General features: G+C 32.4%; 13 protein-coding genes and 1 pseudogene. 2 read left to right on the plus strand and 12 right to left on the minus strand.

The window, feature by feature from the left end; translation table 11 throughout:
• Positions 1-251: 251 nt before the first annotated feature.
• The 12 genes and pseudogenes from AC3ASS_RS06300 to AC3ASS_RS06355 form a co-directional block, all read right to left on the minus strand.
• On the minus strand, positions 252-1,022 hold the full coding sequence (locus AC3ASS_RS06300; protein WP_488282672.1) for an N-acetylmuramoyl-L-alanine amidase: 771 nt from the start codon (positions 1,020-1,022) through the stop codon (positions 252-254).
• A gap of 386 nt (positions 1,023-1,408) precedes the next feature.
• Positions 1,409-2,257: a methyl-accepting chemotaxis protein gene (locus AC3ASS_RS06305; protein WP_488282696.1), complete on the minus strand. Its 849-nt coding sequence runs from the start codon at positions 2,255-2,257 to the stop codon at positions 1,409-1,411.
• Positions 2,258-2,374: 117 nt separating this feature from the next.
• Positions 2,375-3,121: pseudogene (locus AC3ASS_RS06310) on the minus strand (MCP four helix bundle domain-containing protein); the annotation flags it as partial.
• 372 nt (positions 3,122-3,493) lie between these two features.
• A complete protein-coding gene (locus AC3ASS_RS06315; protein ID WP_488282673.1) occupies positions 3,494-4,732 on the minus strand; it encodes a DHH family phosphoesterase in 1,239 nt (412 codons plus the stop codon).
• A gap of 447 nt (positions 4,733-5,179) precedes the next feature.
• On the minus strand, positions 5,180-5,569 hold the full coding sequence (locus AC3ASS_RS06320) for a hypothetical protein (RefSeq protein WP_488282674.1): 390 nt from the start codon (positions 5,567-5,569) through the stop codon (positions 5,180-5,182).
• A gap of 68 nt (positions 5,570-5,637) precedes the next feature.
• The gene (locus AC3ASS_RS06325) at positions 5,638-6,105 is read right to left on the minus strand and encodes a threonine/serine exporter family protein (protein WP_488282675.1); all 468 of its coding nucleotides are present in this window, start codon (positions 6,103-6,105) and stop codon (positions 5,638-5,640) included.
• 6 nt (positions 6,106-6,111) lie between these two features.
• A complete protein-coding gene (locus tag AC3ASS_RS06330) occupies positions 6,112-6,879 on the minus strand; it encodes a threonine/serine exporter family protein (RefSeq protein ID WP_488282676.1) in 768 nt (255 codons plus the stop codon).
• Positions 6,880-6,998: 119 nt separating this feature from the next.
• Positions 6,999-8,723, minus strand: a complete 1,725-nt coding sequence (locus AC3ASS_RS06335; protein ID WP_488282677.1) for an ABC transporter ATP-binding protein — start codon at positions 8,721-8,723, stop codon at positions 6,999-7,001.
• A gap of 237 nt (positions 8,724-8,960) precedes the next feature.
• The gene (locus AC3ASS_RS06340) at positions 8,961-9,386 is read right to left on the minus strand and encodes a hypothetical protein (protein ID WP_488282678.1); all 426 of its coding nucleotides are present in this window, start codon (positions 9,384-9,386) and stop codon (positions 8,961-8,963) included.
• Between the two features lie 90 nt (positions 9,387-9,476).
• Entirely contained in the window at positions 9,477-12,101 is a 2,625-nt protein-coding gene (locus tag AC3ASS_RS06345) for a tetratricopeptide repeat protein (protein WP_488282679.1), read from the minus strand.
• A 167-nt stretch (positions 12,102-12,268) separates the two neighbouring features.
• A complete protein-coding gene (scpC, locus tag AC3ASS_RS06350) occupies positions 12,269-13,798 on the minus strand; it encodes a succinyl-CoA:acetate CoA-transferase ScpC (protein ID WP_488282680.1) in 1,530 nt (509 codons plus the stop codon).
• Between the two features lie 130 nt (positions 13,799-13,928).
• Positions 13,929-14,573, minus strand: a complete 645-nt coding sequence (locus AC3ASS_RS06355; protein ID WP_488282697.1) for a LytTR family DNA-binding domain-containing protein — start codon at positions 14,571-14,573, stop codon at positions 13,929-13,931.
• A gap of 179 nt (positions 14,574-14,752) precedes the next feature.
• On the opposite strand from AC3ASS_RS06355, the gene AC3ASS_RS06360 reads away from it, so the two are divergent.
• Positions 14,753-15,538, plus strand: a complete 786-nt coding sequence (locus AC3ASS_RS06360; protein WP_488282681.1) for a VOC family protein — start codon at positions 14,753-14,755, stop codon at positions 15,536-15,538.
• A gap of 323 nt (positions 15,539-15,861) precedes the next feature.
• On the plus strand, positions 15,862-17,694 hold the full coding sequence (gene abc-f / locus AC3ASS_RS06365) for a ribosomal protection-like ABC-F family protein (RefSeq protein ID WP_488282682.1): 1,833 nt from the start codon (positions 15,862-15,864) through the stop codon (positions 17,692-17,694).
• The last annotated feature ends 235 nt before the right edge of the window (positions 17,695-17,929 follow it).

Here is a 17,929-nt window from a genome sequence, read left to right on the forward strand (position 1 = left end):
TAAAAAATCGTCCTTTCTGTAATGTTGTGTGGTAACTTCATTTTACTAGAAAGGACGATTTTTTTGTGCATTTTTTTTAAAAGTGAAAAATGAGGGGCTCCAAAAAGTCAGTTACCCTGACTTTTTGGACAGCCCCTAATTTTTTACATTGAATGTTGGAATGAGAGTATTTATCAACAATGATTACCGCATTTACTGTGTCGTGTAAAAAATAGCGAGAATCAATACGACTCTCGCCAAACTATTTATATTTAAACTTTTACTATATATACATCGAACCCATTACTTTTTGCTCGATCAGCCATTTGTTTAGCATTCTGATAATTGGAAAATGCTCCAATTTGAACTTTCCACAAACCTTTCTCTTGGAATACATATGTCGAAAATCCTTTTTGACGTGCTTTATTGGCAAGAGAATCTGCGTTTGCTTTATACTTAAATGCTCCAATTTGAACTTTATAAAGAATATTGGTACCACTACTTTTTCTTTTCAAACCGAATGCTGCTTCCAATCCTTTTACATGACCTCTAGCTATTTTTTGTATAAATGAAGCATCTTTTAGTTTGGAAGCATCTGTCGAATTATCAATAAAACCATTTTCCGTCAGTAAAGCTGGCATTCTCGATTCTCGTAAAACGTGAAAATTTGCTTGTTTTTTTCCACGGTCTCGAAAGTCAACTTGACGTAAAACGTTGTCATGAATCACTTGTTGATAAGTAGTAGTTGGTGCTTTTGAATTTGGATATATATAGCTTTCAAAACCGGTTCCGCCTCCAGCATTTATGTGTATAGACAAATAAAAGTTTGCTCCCCATGAATTTGCTGCATCTGTTCGTGCTTTCAAACTAACTGTTTGATCCCCTGTCCGACTCATTTTTGTAGAAACACCTTCATATTCATTTTGTAATATTTGTTGTATATTTTTTGCAATTGCCAAAGTCAAATTTTTCTCCTGCAATCCGTTTGCTGTTGCCCCCGGGTCAGTACCACCGTGACCAGGATCAATAAAGATTTTAACCATTTTCATCCCCCCTCTTACAATATAAGAGCTTCAAGACAAAAAGGTTTGTACATTTTGTCATTTTTTTAGAGAAAGAGTAAGGGTGATAGTGCTAATTGTGTAATCATCATCCTATGAATAAATATTGAAAATAATCACTAATTTCTATAACTTTTTAGTTCATTGCTCTTTCAAAGTAAAAGGATCATGACAATAAGTACATCGCTTTCATTTATTTCGAGGGATGAAATAAAGTCACTTGTACTAAAACTTGTGGAAGCAATAACGAAGAAAGGTTATGAATGGAAATCGAATTCTCATTTAAAATGGAACATAATAAAACTTTACTAGAATGAAAATATTGATTACACAAAAAACCCCTTCCAATAATGGAAAGGGTTTTGTATTTACTCTTTATCTTCTTTCTTTAATTGAAATTTATCGACAAGATGCTTTAATTCTTCCGCAATGTTAGATAACATCTCAGCATTCTTTGCAATTTCATACATGGAACCATTCGTTTCTTCGATGGAGGCTGTTGCCTGCTCAACCCCTGCTGCTGACTCTTCTGAAATGGTTGCAATATGAGAAATGGAGTCGTTCATCATATTACCCTTTTCATTTATAGAGTCTAAACGTTCTGTGATCCCTTCAATATTCTGAACCATGTTCGTTACCATTTTATTAATTTCATTAAAGGTATCTCCGGTTTGTGAAATTTTCTCTTTTCCGTCCCCTACATATTGATATCCATTTTGTAATGATTCTACTACTGAACTTGTTTCTTCTTGGACATTATTTACAATCTGGGAGATTTCAACTACTGAATGACTAACTTGTTCGGCGAGTTTTCTAACTTCATCAGCAACTACGGCAAAACCTTTTCCATGCTCGCCTGCCCTTGCTGCCTCAATAGCAGCATTTAATGCTAAAAGATTTGTTTGATTCGCAATCTCTTGAATCACGTTCACTAATTGTGTGATATCACGTGATTTTTCGTCTAATCCTTGAACTTTATCCACTGAAGTTTTTACAATTGCGTGAATTTCATTCATTTTTTCAATAGATTCATTCATCAATTGTTGACCGTAGTTTGTTTTTGATAAAACCTCTCTTGAAGATTCATAAACCATTTGACCGTTTTCATTGGCTTTTTCAATTTGTTGAATAAATTCTTTCATCCCATAAGATATTTCGCTCGTTGAATGGGCTTGTGTTTCAATTCCTGAAGATAACTCCTCCATCGTAGCAGCCATTTGTTCTGTTCCTTGGCTAACTTCATTAGCAGATGCTTTTAATTCACTACTTCGGATATTTACCTCATGTGAAGAATTAGAAATATTTTGTACGATTTGTGTAATATCATGTTTTAATGAATTGACAGCGTTAATTAATTGATGAATTTCATCTTTTGATTTGGACGATAAATCATCCACAGCTAAATTTCCTTTTGAAATTTCGTTTAATTGTTGAACTGCAATTTTTATCGGATTTGAAATATTTATCGAAATAAAATAAGCAATCGCTCCACCAATGACAACTACTAATATGCTTAAAATGGAACTTATAACAGAGATATTTTTCCCTTGTGCGACAATTGCCTCACCGGAATTTATAATTTCATTTTCTCGTTGTTTCGATAATGTTTCTAAATTTTTTATAATAGCATTTGCTAAAGGATCTACCTTATTTTCTATAGCATCCTTTGCTGCTTTTTCATTTCCAACTTCATACGCTGGAATTACGTATATTTCAATGGTATTTTCCCATTCAACACTATTTTTGATTAAAGAATCTATCTCTTTTGAATTGCTCATAGATCGTATCTTTTCTTGTAATTCTTTTGTCTCATTTTTATAAGAACGATAAGCCTCTTTGTAACTCTCATCACCATTTAGTATGTATCCTCTTATTAAAGCTGTTCTTTGAGCAATTAGAAAAGCATAGCGAGAATCCGCTATCATTAATTCTAAATCTTCCTCGACCATATTTTTCGTATTTTGATTAATCATGGAGACGGAAAAAAAATTATATAGTGCCATAATAATAGTTAATAAAATAACCATTCCAAAACCGAGTAGCATTCTCTGCTTTAAACTTTTCAATTGAAAATACTTCATTAGTCGCTCTCCCTTCGAAGTGATTTCAAAAAAATCATCATTTTAATATAGTAATATAATACCATCATACAACATCCAGCTATTGAAAAAAGGGTAATAAGTATCAATTTTGTAGAATTTTCAATTTTACAGAAGATAGAAACAAAATATTTTTTACCTAGACATTAAAGGGTGAGTCGTATAAACAGCTCACCCTTTTACATTTTCATCCAATTTATGAGGTTTTTACATTTCTTGTAGTGTATATTTTCTTAAATTAGTGGACATTAACGCGAGGTCGATTTTATTTTTCACTTCTAATTTCCTTCGAACGGAAAATCGTGTGAAGCTCAATTTTCATTAGCTACGGTTTTGTCGCATGCTCTAATTCGTTTATAAATTTTTTATTCGATCTATCATATCATGGAACTTTTCTTCCAATTCTTCTTTACTTAAAGGTATAGAATTCGAAAGACTTTGTAAAAAATCATCGTCGTATCGGAGGTATGATCCATAATTTCGTTTTATATATCGCTCTGCTTCGTCAAAGCTATTGAACATTTGATCTAATTTTTGACCATCATGAATAATTTCATAACTATGATCACTAACCGGACGGATAAAGGATACTTTACCACTCCTATTTTGGTAGGCAGTACCATGCTTAGAATTTTTCACATTGTATATATTATTTTCAGGATCAGGTTTTATAGGCGGCAAATGATATACGTCGATGACTAATTGTTTAAAAGCCTCTTCAGTCAAATCACTTCCTGCAGCTTTTGGATGACCTCCTCCACCAAATCTTTTGGCAAATTCAGCAACGTTCACATCATCATGTATTGTGCGAAACCCAAGCTTCTTACTTCCTACATTCACTAAAATGATCATATCCAAATGTGGATTACGTTTATTTAACGCATTTCCTAATTCTGATAAATATTGCTCAGCATGAACAATTCCCACACAATATTCATCAATGTAAGTTTGAACGATTTGCCTATTTTTTGATTGTATATACCTTTCGATCTTATTGTCTTCTATATCTAATAGCATATTTTCCATATCTGTTAATTGAAATGAGTTTGGATGTTCTTTAATTCGGCGAATCATGTCCTCTTCAAATTGATCCCTATTAAACATAAAAAATAAATCGTTTAGCCGTTTAGCCGTTATATTTTCATTTTCATCCCACTCCCAAGTATCATATTGACGAATAAGTTCAATAAATTCTTCTAGTGCAGGATTCCTTTTAATTAACTTCTTTTCAATTAAATGATCATAAAACAAAGAAGTTGCACATGTCTTCTTACCATTTTCATATTCAACGATAACCTGCCCCCATTGGTAATTATTAAAATGTAAGGCTGTAACATGATGATCAATGACTTGTACATGTAATCCTTCTTTATATCGGTTGTCTAACAATTTTTCAACAGAATCATTTACCGCAAGATCCGTAATAAATAGCATTTTTTCATTGTTGCTACTGTCTTCTAAAAACGTTTGTACACGTTGATTTAAGTTTCTATATGAGCAGTAAACAACTTCCGCTTCATCACCAAAAGCTAGCTTTGCTATAACACCACAACCAAGTCCATCTAAATCAATGTCTGTAAATAATCGAATCATGTTATCACCTTCCAACAACTAGTTTATCTTTTATAATAGGTTTCATTCCATTACAAAAGGTTGTAAAAAATCAATATTTATGGTATTGTTAATGTTCATGAAAAAACTAGCTTGTTTTTCAAATTAAAATAATAGCTTTAAATGAAAATAATAGGCATTCTTTTCTAAATATTATCGTGTTTCAACTTATTCACACTGGATCGGCTTCGGAGCCGTAAGGATGTTTGAGAGGTAGGGCTTACATCGTTTAAGTTTATATATTAGATGAATACTACCGCGGCAAAAACATTTGAAGTTATTATTGAACCTTTTGCATTTGTATACAAAACAAACAAAGCGATCTAGGCGAACTAGATCGCTTTTTCCAAATGTGAATATTAAAAAGTGTAACAAGTTTTCGATGAAAAATGATTTTTTCAAGAATCCATTCATTCCATTAACTATCTTTTAAATCTCTTTTACAAGGATTGCAGACGTAGTTTTGCGCTGTTTACAATCATCAAATTCACTTTTATCTACAATTCCAAGTGAAATAGCAGCATTTATTTTTTCTTCATCAGGTTCTTTAATGGTTTTTATGCAATCTAGCAAATTTAACTTTTCTAATTTTTCTATCGTCTTTTCTTCATGAAACTTCTCAGATACTCGAATATTCCTCTGGAGTTTAAATTTTCGAAATAGAAGTTCACCTTTTTGATTTTCTCCAACCATTAAATCAAAGTATTGATGGAAAACTCTTTTTAAATCGTTCAGTTGTTTGTCTATCTTCTTAGCTTCTTTTTGTAATTCATAGTACCGCTCAACCATTTCTTCTGTAATCTCCAATTGTTGAACCATCTTGTCCACCCTCTTTTCACTTCTTCTAACTTATTGATATGGAAAAGAGGGTTTATTTAGACCATCGTTTAATTAGTTTGTCCAGAATTATATGTTTTATTTCTTTCAATTATTATTTTTCGTATGACTTGATTGATTACTTCTGAAAATACAATTCCAATTACAATTGCCCCAGATATTAGAAACGCTTTTGCGGATAACTGTATGGCCATATTATAATCATTTTCCACAAACTTTCTCATTGCATCATATGCAGTTCCACCCGGCACTAGTGGAATTATTCCGCCAACAATAAAAATGATGACTGGTGTACGAAATCTTTTAGCAAAAAAATGACTGATAATAGCAACAAGAAAAGAAGCTGCTAAACTTGCCGGGACTGAATCAATTCCCATCGTTGTCAACAGATAATATACTGCCCATCCACTCATCCCTGCTATCCCACAATGTATAAGTAATTTTTTTGGAGCATTAAATAACACCCCAAACGCGCTTGAGGCGAAAAAGCTCGTTAGTAATTGAACAATCATAACCATCTACTCCTAAAAAAAGATTAATACTATACAAGCTATACCTGATCCTATAGCAAAAGCAGTAAAAAATGCCTCTGCACCTTTAGATATACCTGCAACTAAATGACCAGCTATTAAATCTCTAATCGCATTAGTAATGAGCAACCCTGGAACTAGAGGCATTACAGATCCGATAATAATTTTATCTAAATCAATTCCCGTACCCATTTTCACAAATACGTATGCACAAAAGCCAATAGACAACGATGCAGAAAATTCGGAAAAAAACTTAATCCCAACAAATCTGTTCATTAATAAAAATATATAAAACCCTATTCCCCCTGATAAAAATGCAGGAATAAAGTCACTCCATACTCCACCAAACATAATTAAAAAACAACCGCTAGACAGAGCTGCACAAAATAGTTGCAACCATACGGGATAAAAAATATCTGCTTTTTGCAACTCTTTTAAATGATTAAAAGCTTCTTCTGCTGTTATTTTCTTTTCACTTAAACTTCTTGATAAGTGATTCACACGCGCAATTTTTTCAAGATCCGTTGTTCGATTGATGATACGAATCAGTCTTGTTTCTGTCTTAGTTTCTCCGTGAGCTGAAAAAATAATGGCCGTTGGAGTGGCAAAACTTTGTGGTTGTTCGATTTCCAAAGCTCTTGCCATCCGATCCATCGTATCTTCAACACGATACGTTTCTGCTCCGCTTTTTAGCATGATTTCACCGGCTAACAAGCATACTTCCATTTTTTTTATTAAATTTGATTTTTGATTGTCCTCCATTAGTAATCAAACCTTTCAATATTACCCATATGCTTAATATAAATATATATATTATAATCAGACATCGCGAACAATGCTAACATATATCAAAAGTAAAAAGACAGGGATGTAATCCTGTCTTATTGATAAATAGATTCAAATTGCACCTCATGAAGTTTTGCAAATACCCCGCCTTTTCGGATAAGTTCCTCATGTGTACCTTCTTCCTCAATCCCATTTTCAGTAACGACAACAATTCGATCTGCATTTCGAATAGTCGCAAGTCTATGTGCAATAACTAATGTAGTTCTATTTTTCGATAAATCATTCAATGCTCGTTGGATGATTTGTTCAGTTTCGGTATCAAGCGCAGATGTTGCTTCATCTAAAATTAAAATTGGAGGGTTTTTCAAAAACATCCTTGCTATTGCAATTCTTTGTTTTTGTCCCCCAGACAATTTTAATCCACGCTCACCTACTTGTGTCTCATAACCATATGGCAATGAGGCAATAAATTCTTCTAAATGTGCCTTTCTAGCTGCTTCTTTAATTTCTTCGTCTGTTGCATCTAGTTTTCCGTAAGCAATATTTTCACGAATAGTACCAGTAAATAGGAAAACATCTTGTTGTACGATTCCAATTTGAGAACGTAACGATTCTTTTGTCATGTCACGTACATCAATACCGTCGATTGTAATCGCACCATCTGTTACATCATAAAATCTTGGGATGAGAGAACAGATCGTTGTTTTCCCTGCCCCTGAAGGACCAACAAATGCAACCGTTTCACCAGATCGAATTTCTAGATTGATATTCTTTAAGACTTCCTTATGCTCATCGTATTGAAAGGACACATTATGAAATTGAATATCTCCACGTAAGGAAGGAACCTTTATTGCATTCTTTGAATCTTGTATTTCCGGTATAGTGTCAATTAGTTCAGTAAAACGCTTGAAACCAGCCATTCCTTTTGGATACAATTCCATAATCGCACTAATTTTCTCAATCGGTTTAAATAAAACATTTACATATAAAACAAAACCGACTAATTCACCGTAGGAAAGCTGATCATTATAACTCAACCATGCACCATAGACTAATACAACTAACACAACAAATCTCATCATCATATAAATGCTCGAATGAGTGATTGCCATTGTCCGATACGCAGATAACTTCGCTTTTCTAAAAAGCTTATTATCTTTTGAAAAGCGTTCAATTTCAAATTTTTCGTTCGTAAAAGATTGAACAACTCGAACTCCTGACACACTATCTTCCACTCTTGCATTAACGTCAGCAATTTTACTATACATTTCTTTCCATGCTTTATTCATTCGTATATTACAATAGGTGATTAGCCAAATGAGAAATGGAACGATAAATATAGTAACTAGTGCTAACTTTACATTAACGACAAGCATGATCCAAAAAGCACCAATAAAAGTCATTATTGCTATAAATGCATCTTCTGGACCATGATGTGCTAATTCCCCAATATCAAACAAATCATTGCTAATTCGACTCATGATGTGACCTGTTTTTGTATTATCAAAAAATCGGAATGATTGTTTTTGTACATGAACAAACAATTGCTTTCTCATATCTGTTTCAATGTTTATTCCTAACATATGTCCCCAGTAGTTGACAATATATTGAAGAAACGTACTAATTATATAGAAAGCTAATAATCCGATACTTACAGTGACAATCATTGACCAATTATTAGTAGGTAATAAATTATCAATAAATCCTTGAACGGCTAATGGAAAAGCCAACTCTAAAATAGCCACGATAATAGCACTAATAAAATCAATCATAAATAGCCTTTTATGAGGTTTATAGTATGAAAAAAATCTTCGTATCATTGAATGCTTTCTCCTTCTTTCGTGTATCTAAATATCGTTATTATATTTCGATTATTTTATTTTATCAAGATATGAACATTTCATTTAATCTCCATCAATCTACTTTTTTAAAAAATTAAGGAGATAAATCGTCTATTTCCGGGGAAATTTTTGTCAAATGAAGTAAAAAGCCCTTTCCTCTTTGTCGAAAAGATACCAAACTTTTACATAAAGAAACACGCTTCTAATTGAAGCGTGTTAATCTTCATCTTCTTCATATTCAGCAATAACATCTAAAATATAAGGTATCGTATGAGCAAATAAATTTGCTCCTTCATCAAACATTACCATTTCGACACCTGATTCAAACAGTTGCATTAATTGGCCTGCAAAATGTTCTGGATTTTGTTTAATTACTAACGTTTTTCCTTCATCATTGCTCAATCCATAGTGTTTTGCAAAGTTTGCTGCTATCTCTGCATCCGTAAATACGTAATAGCATGGAATTTGCCCTTTGTGCATGCCTATAAAAGGACGCGCTTGCTCTAAATCATCGGTCCATTTCGCAACAACCCAAAATTCATCTCCCTCTAAAAACTTGTATAAAAATTGATAAATGAGTTGTTCTTGTATGATAGGGTCCTTTGTCTCGTTTATTTCTTTTAAAAGGTTCTGTAATGACATATGTTATATATTCTCCTTGTTGTTTTATTATATTATCTGTTAATCATAACATAATTATTACGTCTAATGTACATAAAAATGTTAGAAACTTTAATATAAATATTGGACCCCTTTTCCAACTTTTTCTATCCATTCTAACTGTCTCAACCTTAATTCAAATAATGTTAATGGTTCTTTATATATTTCAGGATTGTTAGTTATATTCGCACATTCTTCTTTCTTTTCACGCAACGAATTTTTTAACGATTTCTCTATATTTATTAGTCTTTCTAATGGATTTTTTAAGCAAAAAGCTACATCTCTATGAATTCCTTTTTCAAATAGTTGGAATGGAAGAAAAAATTGTTGAATGATTTTTTCTACAATATCCTTAAAATCATCTGTTTCCATGTGATGTTTCAACTTCTTTTTCCATTGACTAGCTGAAAAATTATTCAATAACTTACTGGCTTTCATAAACATTAGTTGAGAAAATGAATTTCTTTTATATATATTAACCGGTTCAATTGATATTGAACTGCATAGACGGTCAATATCCCTTTTCCAATCGTCTATAATTTTCAGATCGGGTTGTAGTGATATCTCTGTTTTAAGCCATTTTTTCACCTTTTCTTCACTCATTAATAGAAGTTCCCTACATTCTTTTAGTTCTGCTTCACTGATTTTTATCCAGTCAAATAAAAATGTTTGATATTTTGGCAAGACCGTTTTATTGATAAACTTATTTAGCTCTTCATTTACTCGTTCGTTTAAATGTTTTTCTAACAGATGATTATCGTGATTTATATCAACCAATGACGAACACCGTTTTATTAATAAAGGAATTTCCTCATTTAAATATGCGATCAACTCATCTCGAATTAATTGAAAAGAATAATGAATGGCTTCTATCTTTTCTTCCTTTATATTTTGGATGTGTTCAATTTCACTAGTGATTTTTTTCAGTATATCTTCATTCTTTTCTATTTTATCTTTTAATTCGCTTTCTGTTTCTAATCTTTGTTTGAAGAGGTCAGCAATGATTTTACGGATAAAAAATAATTGTTTTTCCATCCTCTCTTCTTGTAACCTAACATTGTCTGCTTTAATCGTTTGAAAAAATTGTACCGTATTTTCATTTTCTTCCTTAATATTCAATAGACAAGCTTTAGCCTCGGGAACATGTTCATGAATTTTTTGGAGTAAGTGTTTTGATTGATGGTCAACTATAAAGTGGATAGGTATGTTTCGAATATAAGTTTTCACGAGAGAGAGAGTTTCGTTTATTTCATCAATGTTAATAGTACCTGAAATATAGTATACAAGCTGATCAGCTAAATAAAGGGCATTATACTCATCTTTACGTTTTTTTTGTTTTTCTAAAGGAACATGTAATAGGGCAATCTGATATTTTTTTAAAAAGGTGCTAGATGATTGATAATCCACAAACATCGGTTCATATTTGTATCGAATTTCTTGTATGTTTTGCTCGTCTCCAGGTTTTATTAAAATAACATTCTCTAAAGTTTGATATACTAATCTTTCTTTTGTCAAAGAATGAATAAAGGATAATGTATGTTCATAGTTTGATGCAATTACTAAAATCCTCTGGGTTTTATTATTTGATAATTGTTCAAATAGCCATGTCAATTGTTTATTCACAGATAAATTTTGTTTCTCAGCCCAGTTGATTAATTCAATGTATAGTTCATTCAAGATGTTAGAAACATTAATATCATTTGTTGATTGTAAAATAGCTTTTTCTGCTTGAGACAAGATTGTTGAAGAAATGGTCCCAGGAAACATGTCATTCCAAGCTAGAACAGCACCTGCTGCAAGCAATGATAAATTCTTACTTGTAATTTTCAACCAAACTGACAATAAATCAGGCATGAAGTTGTTTAGGTCTTGTATTGAATAGTTCCCATTAATAAATTGGAAGTAAGTTTTTTCGTACTGTTTCGTTAGTTCATTCCAACATGTGTATTCATCAACCCCAATATATATAAACAATTCATTTAATTCTTTTAATAGTTTAAAGGAATTGTTTTCCCTTTTATAACTTTCCCAAAGTTCAACGGCTATCTTCTCAAACGTTGAGATTTGTTCATGAAGAAGTTTATAAAATATTTTTTGAAAAACTATAGGAGAAATAGATTTAACTAACCCATTTTTAATATAACTAAATATTACATCCATCCAACGATGTTCATTTGTTCTCATATACTCATTAATGGCTAGATTTATGGCATTAACCCAGTCGTTTTGTTCTTCATAAAAATCTTGTGCTAACTTAGTTACATTAGGGTAATCGGGATCTACAGACAACGCCTTTCTAATGGTGGACTCTGCTTTTTTTACTTTTCCTGTATCCACATATAAAGAAAAAAGTTGGATCAATACTTCCATTTTTAACATCGAATTTTTTGTTTCAATTGAATGGTACAATGCTTCTGCTGTAGGAAATAATTTAAGTTGAAAATAGGCATCAGCTAAATTTTTCTTTGCCCAAGGTTCTAAGTCATTTTCTACTTGTTCCCATTTGAAAATGGCCGTTTCATAATCCTTATATCGGTAATATAATTCTCCTTGTGCAAACCGTAAATCTGATAAATTGTACACTTCTTTTTTCTGCTCTTCTAACAACCTTTCACTTAATCGTTCAATGGCATTATCATATTCATTGATTAATGTTTGGTAAAATTGTTTACGAATAAGTTTTTCTTCTATTGTCATAACCTTCCTCCACTTTCTAACGAATCATTCAATTAAAAATATGCATATGGACAAACCTTTATTCACTATTGAAAAAGAAGGAAGTTCAGACTTAATTGTTTTTCAAAAAAAAGATTGGCAAGTTGCCAATCCATTAACCGAAAAAATATTTGAATCTTAGTTGCTTCTCAAATAATAGCCTCATTCTCATATATGTCTTGTAGCATTGTACCATTTTTTTCATAGTTTATATGCCAAGATAAAGCTTTTTCAAGTACATGTGGTGTTTGACCACCTCTTGTTAATGCTTCATTATAATAATCCCATAATTGTTTCCGATACATCGGATGTGCACAGTTTTCGATAATCTTTTCTGCGCGTTCTCTCGGTGCCAAACCTCGTAAATCAGCATATCCTTGTTCAGTAACAATAACATCAACATCATGTTCAGAGTGATCAACATGGGAGACAAAAGGAACAATACTTGAGATCTTACCATTTTTGGCAATAGATTTTGTTACAAAGATAGCTAATCTTGCATTTCTAGCAAAATCGCCAGAACCACCAATTCCATTCATCATATTTCTTCCTAATACATGTGTAGAATTCACGTTTCCGTAAATATCCACCTCAAGTGCTGTATTAATAGAAATTAATCCAAGTCTTCGAATAATTTCAGGATGGTTAGAAATTTCTTGAGGTCTCATAATGAGAAACTCTCGGTATTTTTCAAAATTCGTAAAAACTTGCTTCATTTTTTCTTCTGAAAGTGTAATGGAACAACATGATGCCATATTTACTTTTCCAGCATCAATTAAATTAAATACTGCATCTTGCAATACTTCAGAATACACTTCTAAATTTTCAAACTCTGAATCAATTAATCCATGTAAAACTGCATTAGCGACAGAACCGATTCCTGACTGTAAAGGGGCAAGCTTCTCTGTCAATCTACCAGCTTTAATTTCTTCACGCAAAAATGTCATTAAATGGCCGGCCATGATTTTTGTTTCCTCGTCGGGTTGAACAATCGTAGAAGGAGAATCTTCTTGGCTTGTAAAAACAATTCCCTTAATTTTTTCAGGATCGACAGGTATTCCAATTGACCCAATTCGGTCAGATACTTTCGTTAATGGAATTGGGGAACGTTCCCCTTGTTTTCCTGGGTCATATAAGTCGTGTAATCCTTCTAATCGTTCAGGTTGCTTTAAGTTAATCTCTATAATGATAGATTTAGCATGTTTAGCAAATACATACGAGTTGCCAATAGATGTTGTAGGTATGATCATTCCATCTTCCGTTATAGAAACCGCTTCCAAAATTGCGAAATCAATAGGTTCTAGTACTTTTGCCCGAACCCATTCAGCATTATGCGATAAATGGTGGTCAATAAAAAGGATTTCTCCTTCGTTGATTTTCTTTCTCATCGTTGGATCCGCTTGGAAAGGTAGTCGTTTATGAACAATTCCAGCTTCAGCAAATATACGATCCACATCAGAACCTAATGATGCGCCTGTATAAACATTGACTTTAAAATCTTTTCTATCTTTTACTCGATTGATAAGGGCAAATGGTACCGCTTTCACATCGCCCGCACGAGTGAATCCACTTAATCCGAGAGTCATACCATTTTCTATCCACGAAGCAGCTTCTTCTGCCGTAACTACACGATCCCATAAACGTGGGTCTCTAATACGCTTTAAATTTTTTTGGTCCATACCTATCCCCCCACTAAATTCTCATATTTAGAAATATTTTATCAATTAGCTATTTAGTGGTTGGGAAAATATGAGTATATTAGTAAATAAAACGATGAACCAGAAAATCCATTGAATAAAACAGAAAATTTCAGAACCCAAGAAGCCTTCGAAAATAACTTGAATAAGACTGACTTACAGGAATTCTATCTCCATTTTTCATCTGTAAAAGAAATGTAGAATGAGTATCAGGGTAAATTTCTTCGATATGATGAACGTTTACAATAAATGAACGGTGGCAACGTATAAAATTATCTTTCGGCAAAATATATTCAAACTCTTGTAGAGAATTTTTGTGTATTCCATGAAGGTTTTGAGAGTAAACATGCGTTTTACGATCTTTAGCTTCTAAATAAAACACTTCAGAAAAAGGAATCGGTTTCCAACCATCCGATGTTTTTATCGTAACGACTGATTTTACATTAGAAACAGCCGGATAAATAGCAGTTATACATCCTTCGATTTCACCATTATGGAAAAATGGTACGGCCATTCCATGATAAGGTACGCCAAAAACATCCCGGTTAATAAATTCGGATACTTTTTGCTTACTTGTAATAGCCTTGTATGCTATCGTTCCTTTTTTAACTGGATCCTTCGGACGTATTTTTAAATCAATTCTTTTGCTTGGTCGATAGTAAATATATTCTTTAGTATTAGAAACAGCAATCGAAATTTCTTCGGAAAATAGTTCAACTAAAACATCAATGATAGAATTAAGTGATAAATGATTCATCATTGTGTACCGCCTTCTCTTTTCACCCTTTTTTAATATAAAAAGTATAAATAACGTTGAGTATGAATGCAATGAAATACTTTTTTATGAATTCTTTGTATACAGACTTCCTCATATAGTAGACTTATAATAAAAGTATAAGAAAGATAGAGAATAAATTTTCACTTGGAGGTATCTCTATGAATATCTCATTTGACCATCTCGTACATTTTACTGAAAGTCCAGAAGAGGCGAAAACAGCTTTTCAATTATTAGGTTTTCAAGCAATAAACGGAGGACAACATCCGTTTTGGGGTACATATAATTGTTTAAATTATTTTCAGGAACTTCGTTATATTGAATGGATTGGAGTTAATAATCTAGATATCGCCAAGCAATCTGAAAATATTTTGATTCAGCAGATCGTAGAAGATCAAATGAATGGTGAAGGTTTCTCCCAAATCGCTTTCAGAACGAATGATATTTTTGCAATTAAACGTTCCATTGAAGAAAAAGGTATGACTCCGATCGGTCCTTTTAATGGGAGTAGAAAAAGAGATGACGGGAAAGAAATCCATTGGTCCATGTTATTTGTAAAAGATGAAGGAAAGGACGAATGCCGCTATCCTTTTTTTATTCAATGGGGTGAAAACGATGAAGTTCGTACACAAGAAATGAAGTCACTAATGATTCATAATATAGGTTCCCCCTCTCTTGATTTTATTGGTTTTTTCGATTCCAAAGAAAACAATTCTATCAATAAATTTATAAAACTTTTCCAAATTTCTTCTGACCAGATCATTGAAAATTTTGATAAACACGGATCATATCAAGAAATTAAAATTGGCGGAGTAGGTGTAAGGTTCTACAACCAAATTTATCACTCTTCTCTTCAACCGTTCAAACCGTTTATATGTGGGATATCAGGAATGAAAGAAAATAGAGTGGTTACCATTAAAGGCGGAATTTATGAATTTTCGAAGTGAATAGGTTAAAAATGTAAATATTTTATTTTTTTACCGTGACATATTATTGGTTAAAGTGTACAATAATAATAAGAAAATGAAGGAGGCATCTAAAATAGCACAATGATAATATAATTCCGTTTCTCAATTGCATTTTTTCATATGGATTAGCTAACAAAATTGCTGCCATGCAATGAAACGGGATACTTGTGTCTATTTTTAGATGTGCTTATATAGAACTTTTTTTATAAATTTTCATGATGTATATTTGTTTTTTCATCGATCTATATTAGGCACAGGTATACCCCTGTGCCTTTTTGCATGGCCATAAACGGAGTGATTGTATGTTTTTATTAAAGGCTCAAAATTTAGAAATCGAATTAAAGGGGAAGAAAATTATAAAAAATATTACGTTCGAAATTCAAGAAAATGAAAAAGTAGCTCTCATTGGTGAAAATGGAATTGGCAAAACAACTTTAATCAAAGGGTTGCTAGGGACTATTCCTTTAACAAAAGGAAAAGTATATTGGGGAATTCCCCAAAAAGATATCGGCGTTATGGATCAAGACTTTTCTATAGATTCCTCCATAAGCACAAAAGAATGGATGGAACATGGCCATATAAACCACCAAATCAAACATCAACTAAATAAACTTATAAAAAAACTTGAAACTCAATCAGATGAAAAAACGATTTCCAAATATAATGAGTTCTTACAGCAATATATAGATCGTGGCGGATATGAGTGGGAAGCAAACATTGAAAAGAAATTAAAACAAATTGGGATCACTGAAGAATTTTGGGATGTACCTTTAGCAAACTTAAGTGGTGGTCAAAAAACGAAAGTTAAATTGGCAAAATTAATGCTTGAATCTCCGAAACTCCTTATATTAGATGAACCAACGAACCATTTAGATGTTGAGACAGTGATTTGGCTACAACAATGGTTAAAAGATTTCAAAGGTGGAGTATTTTTCATTTCACACGATCGAGAATTTATTGATCAAGTGGCTAATAAAACATTTGAATTGTCTAAAGATGGTCTCAAAATTTATAAAGGAGGCTACCGTAACTATAAAGTACAGAAAGAACTTGAATGGAAAACCCTCCATGCCAACTACGAAAAATATGAAAAAGAGAGAAAAAAACTAATGGAAACCATTGCACATTATAAACAATGGTATGAAAAAGCAAATGCAGCCGCTAGTGTCCGAGATCCTTATGCTCAAAGAAAAGCTGCAAAACAAGCAACTAAATATAAGGCAAAGGAAAAAGCGCTAGAACGATTAGAGAACAACCGGGTAGAAAAGCCAGAAGAACAAAAAACAATTTCTTTAAATCTTACAACTAATGATTTTTCAGGAAAAAAAATGATCGATATTCATCATTTGAATTTTTCTTACGGACATCAACAAATTTTTAAGAATGTTAACTTACAACTGAACCGCGGAGAACGACTTGCAGTGATTGGACCTAACGGAAGTGGAAAAACAACATTGTTAAAACTAATAGCCGGAGAACTTTCTCCTCAGTCGGGATATATACTACGTCATCCCCAATTAAAAATCGGTTATTTCTTTCAAGAATTGGAACAATTAAATCCTGAAAATACAATATTAGATGAGATCTTAAGTGTACAAAATATGACCCAATCAGAGGCGCGAACGATATTAGCATGCTTTTTATTTCGCAGAGATGACGTATATAAAAAAATAAACGAACTTAGTATGGGAGAAAAATGTCGTGTTGCATTTGTAAAACTGTATTTCTCAAATGCAAACCTCTTAATACTTGATGAACCAACAAATTATTTTGACATACCTACTCGAGAAATTGTCGAAGATACGTTAGAAAAATATAATGGCAGTATTGTCATTGTAGCTCATGACCCATACTTATTACGAAAAGTATCTAATAAAGTTTTGAAACTTGAAAATGGAAAGGCAACAGTTTTTCAAGGTAGTTATGGAGAATGGGAACAACATAAATATCTAACACCACCAACACAAGAATTGTCAAATGAATTAGAGAAATTAGAATTACAATATTTGCAATACATGATGGAAGAATCTTCTGACGAAGAAACGGAAATGGAAAGATTAGACTTATTGAAAAAATTGAAAAAAGAGATTAATGACATAAAAGAAAAATTGAAAAGTGAGGAAATAAGCGATTGACATGGGTCAATCGCTTATTTTGTTACAATGTATATTTTCTTGGTTATGCCCCCTTCCCCTTCTTTCACTAAAAACTCGCGGCTAAAGTATATATCTTTTTGATTTACAACTTTATTGCCCTCAAATATGGTAAATACAATAGGAATTTTTGTATTTTGCTAATTCTATTGTGGGCATCCCACATGAAGTTCTGCTCTCATTTCCACTGGCTCTTTTGTTCATTCTGATAAGAATT

The organism is Bacillus sp. JST-5 (genome assembly GCF_057747715.1).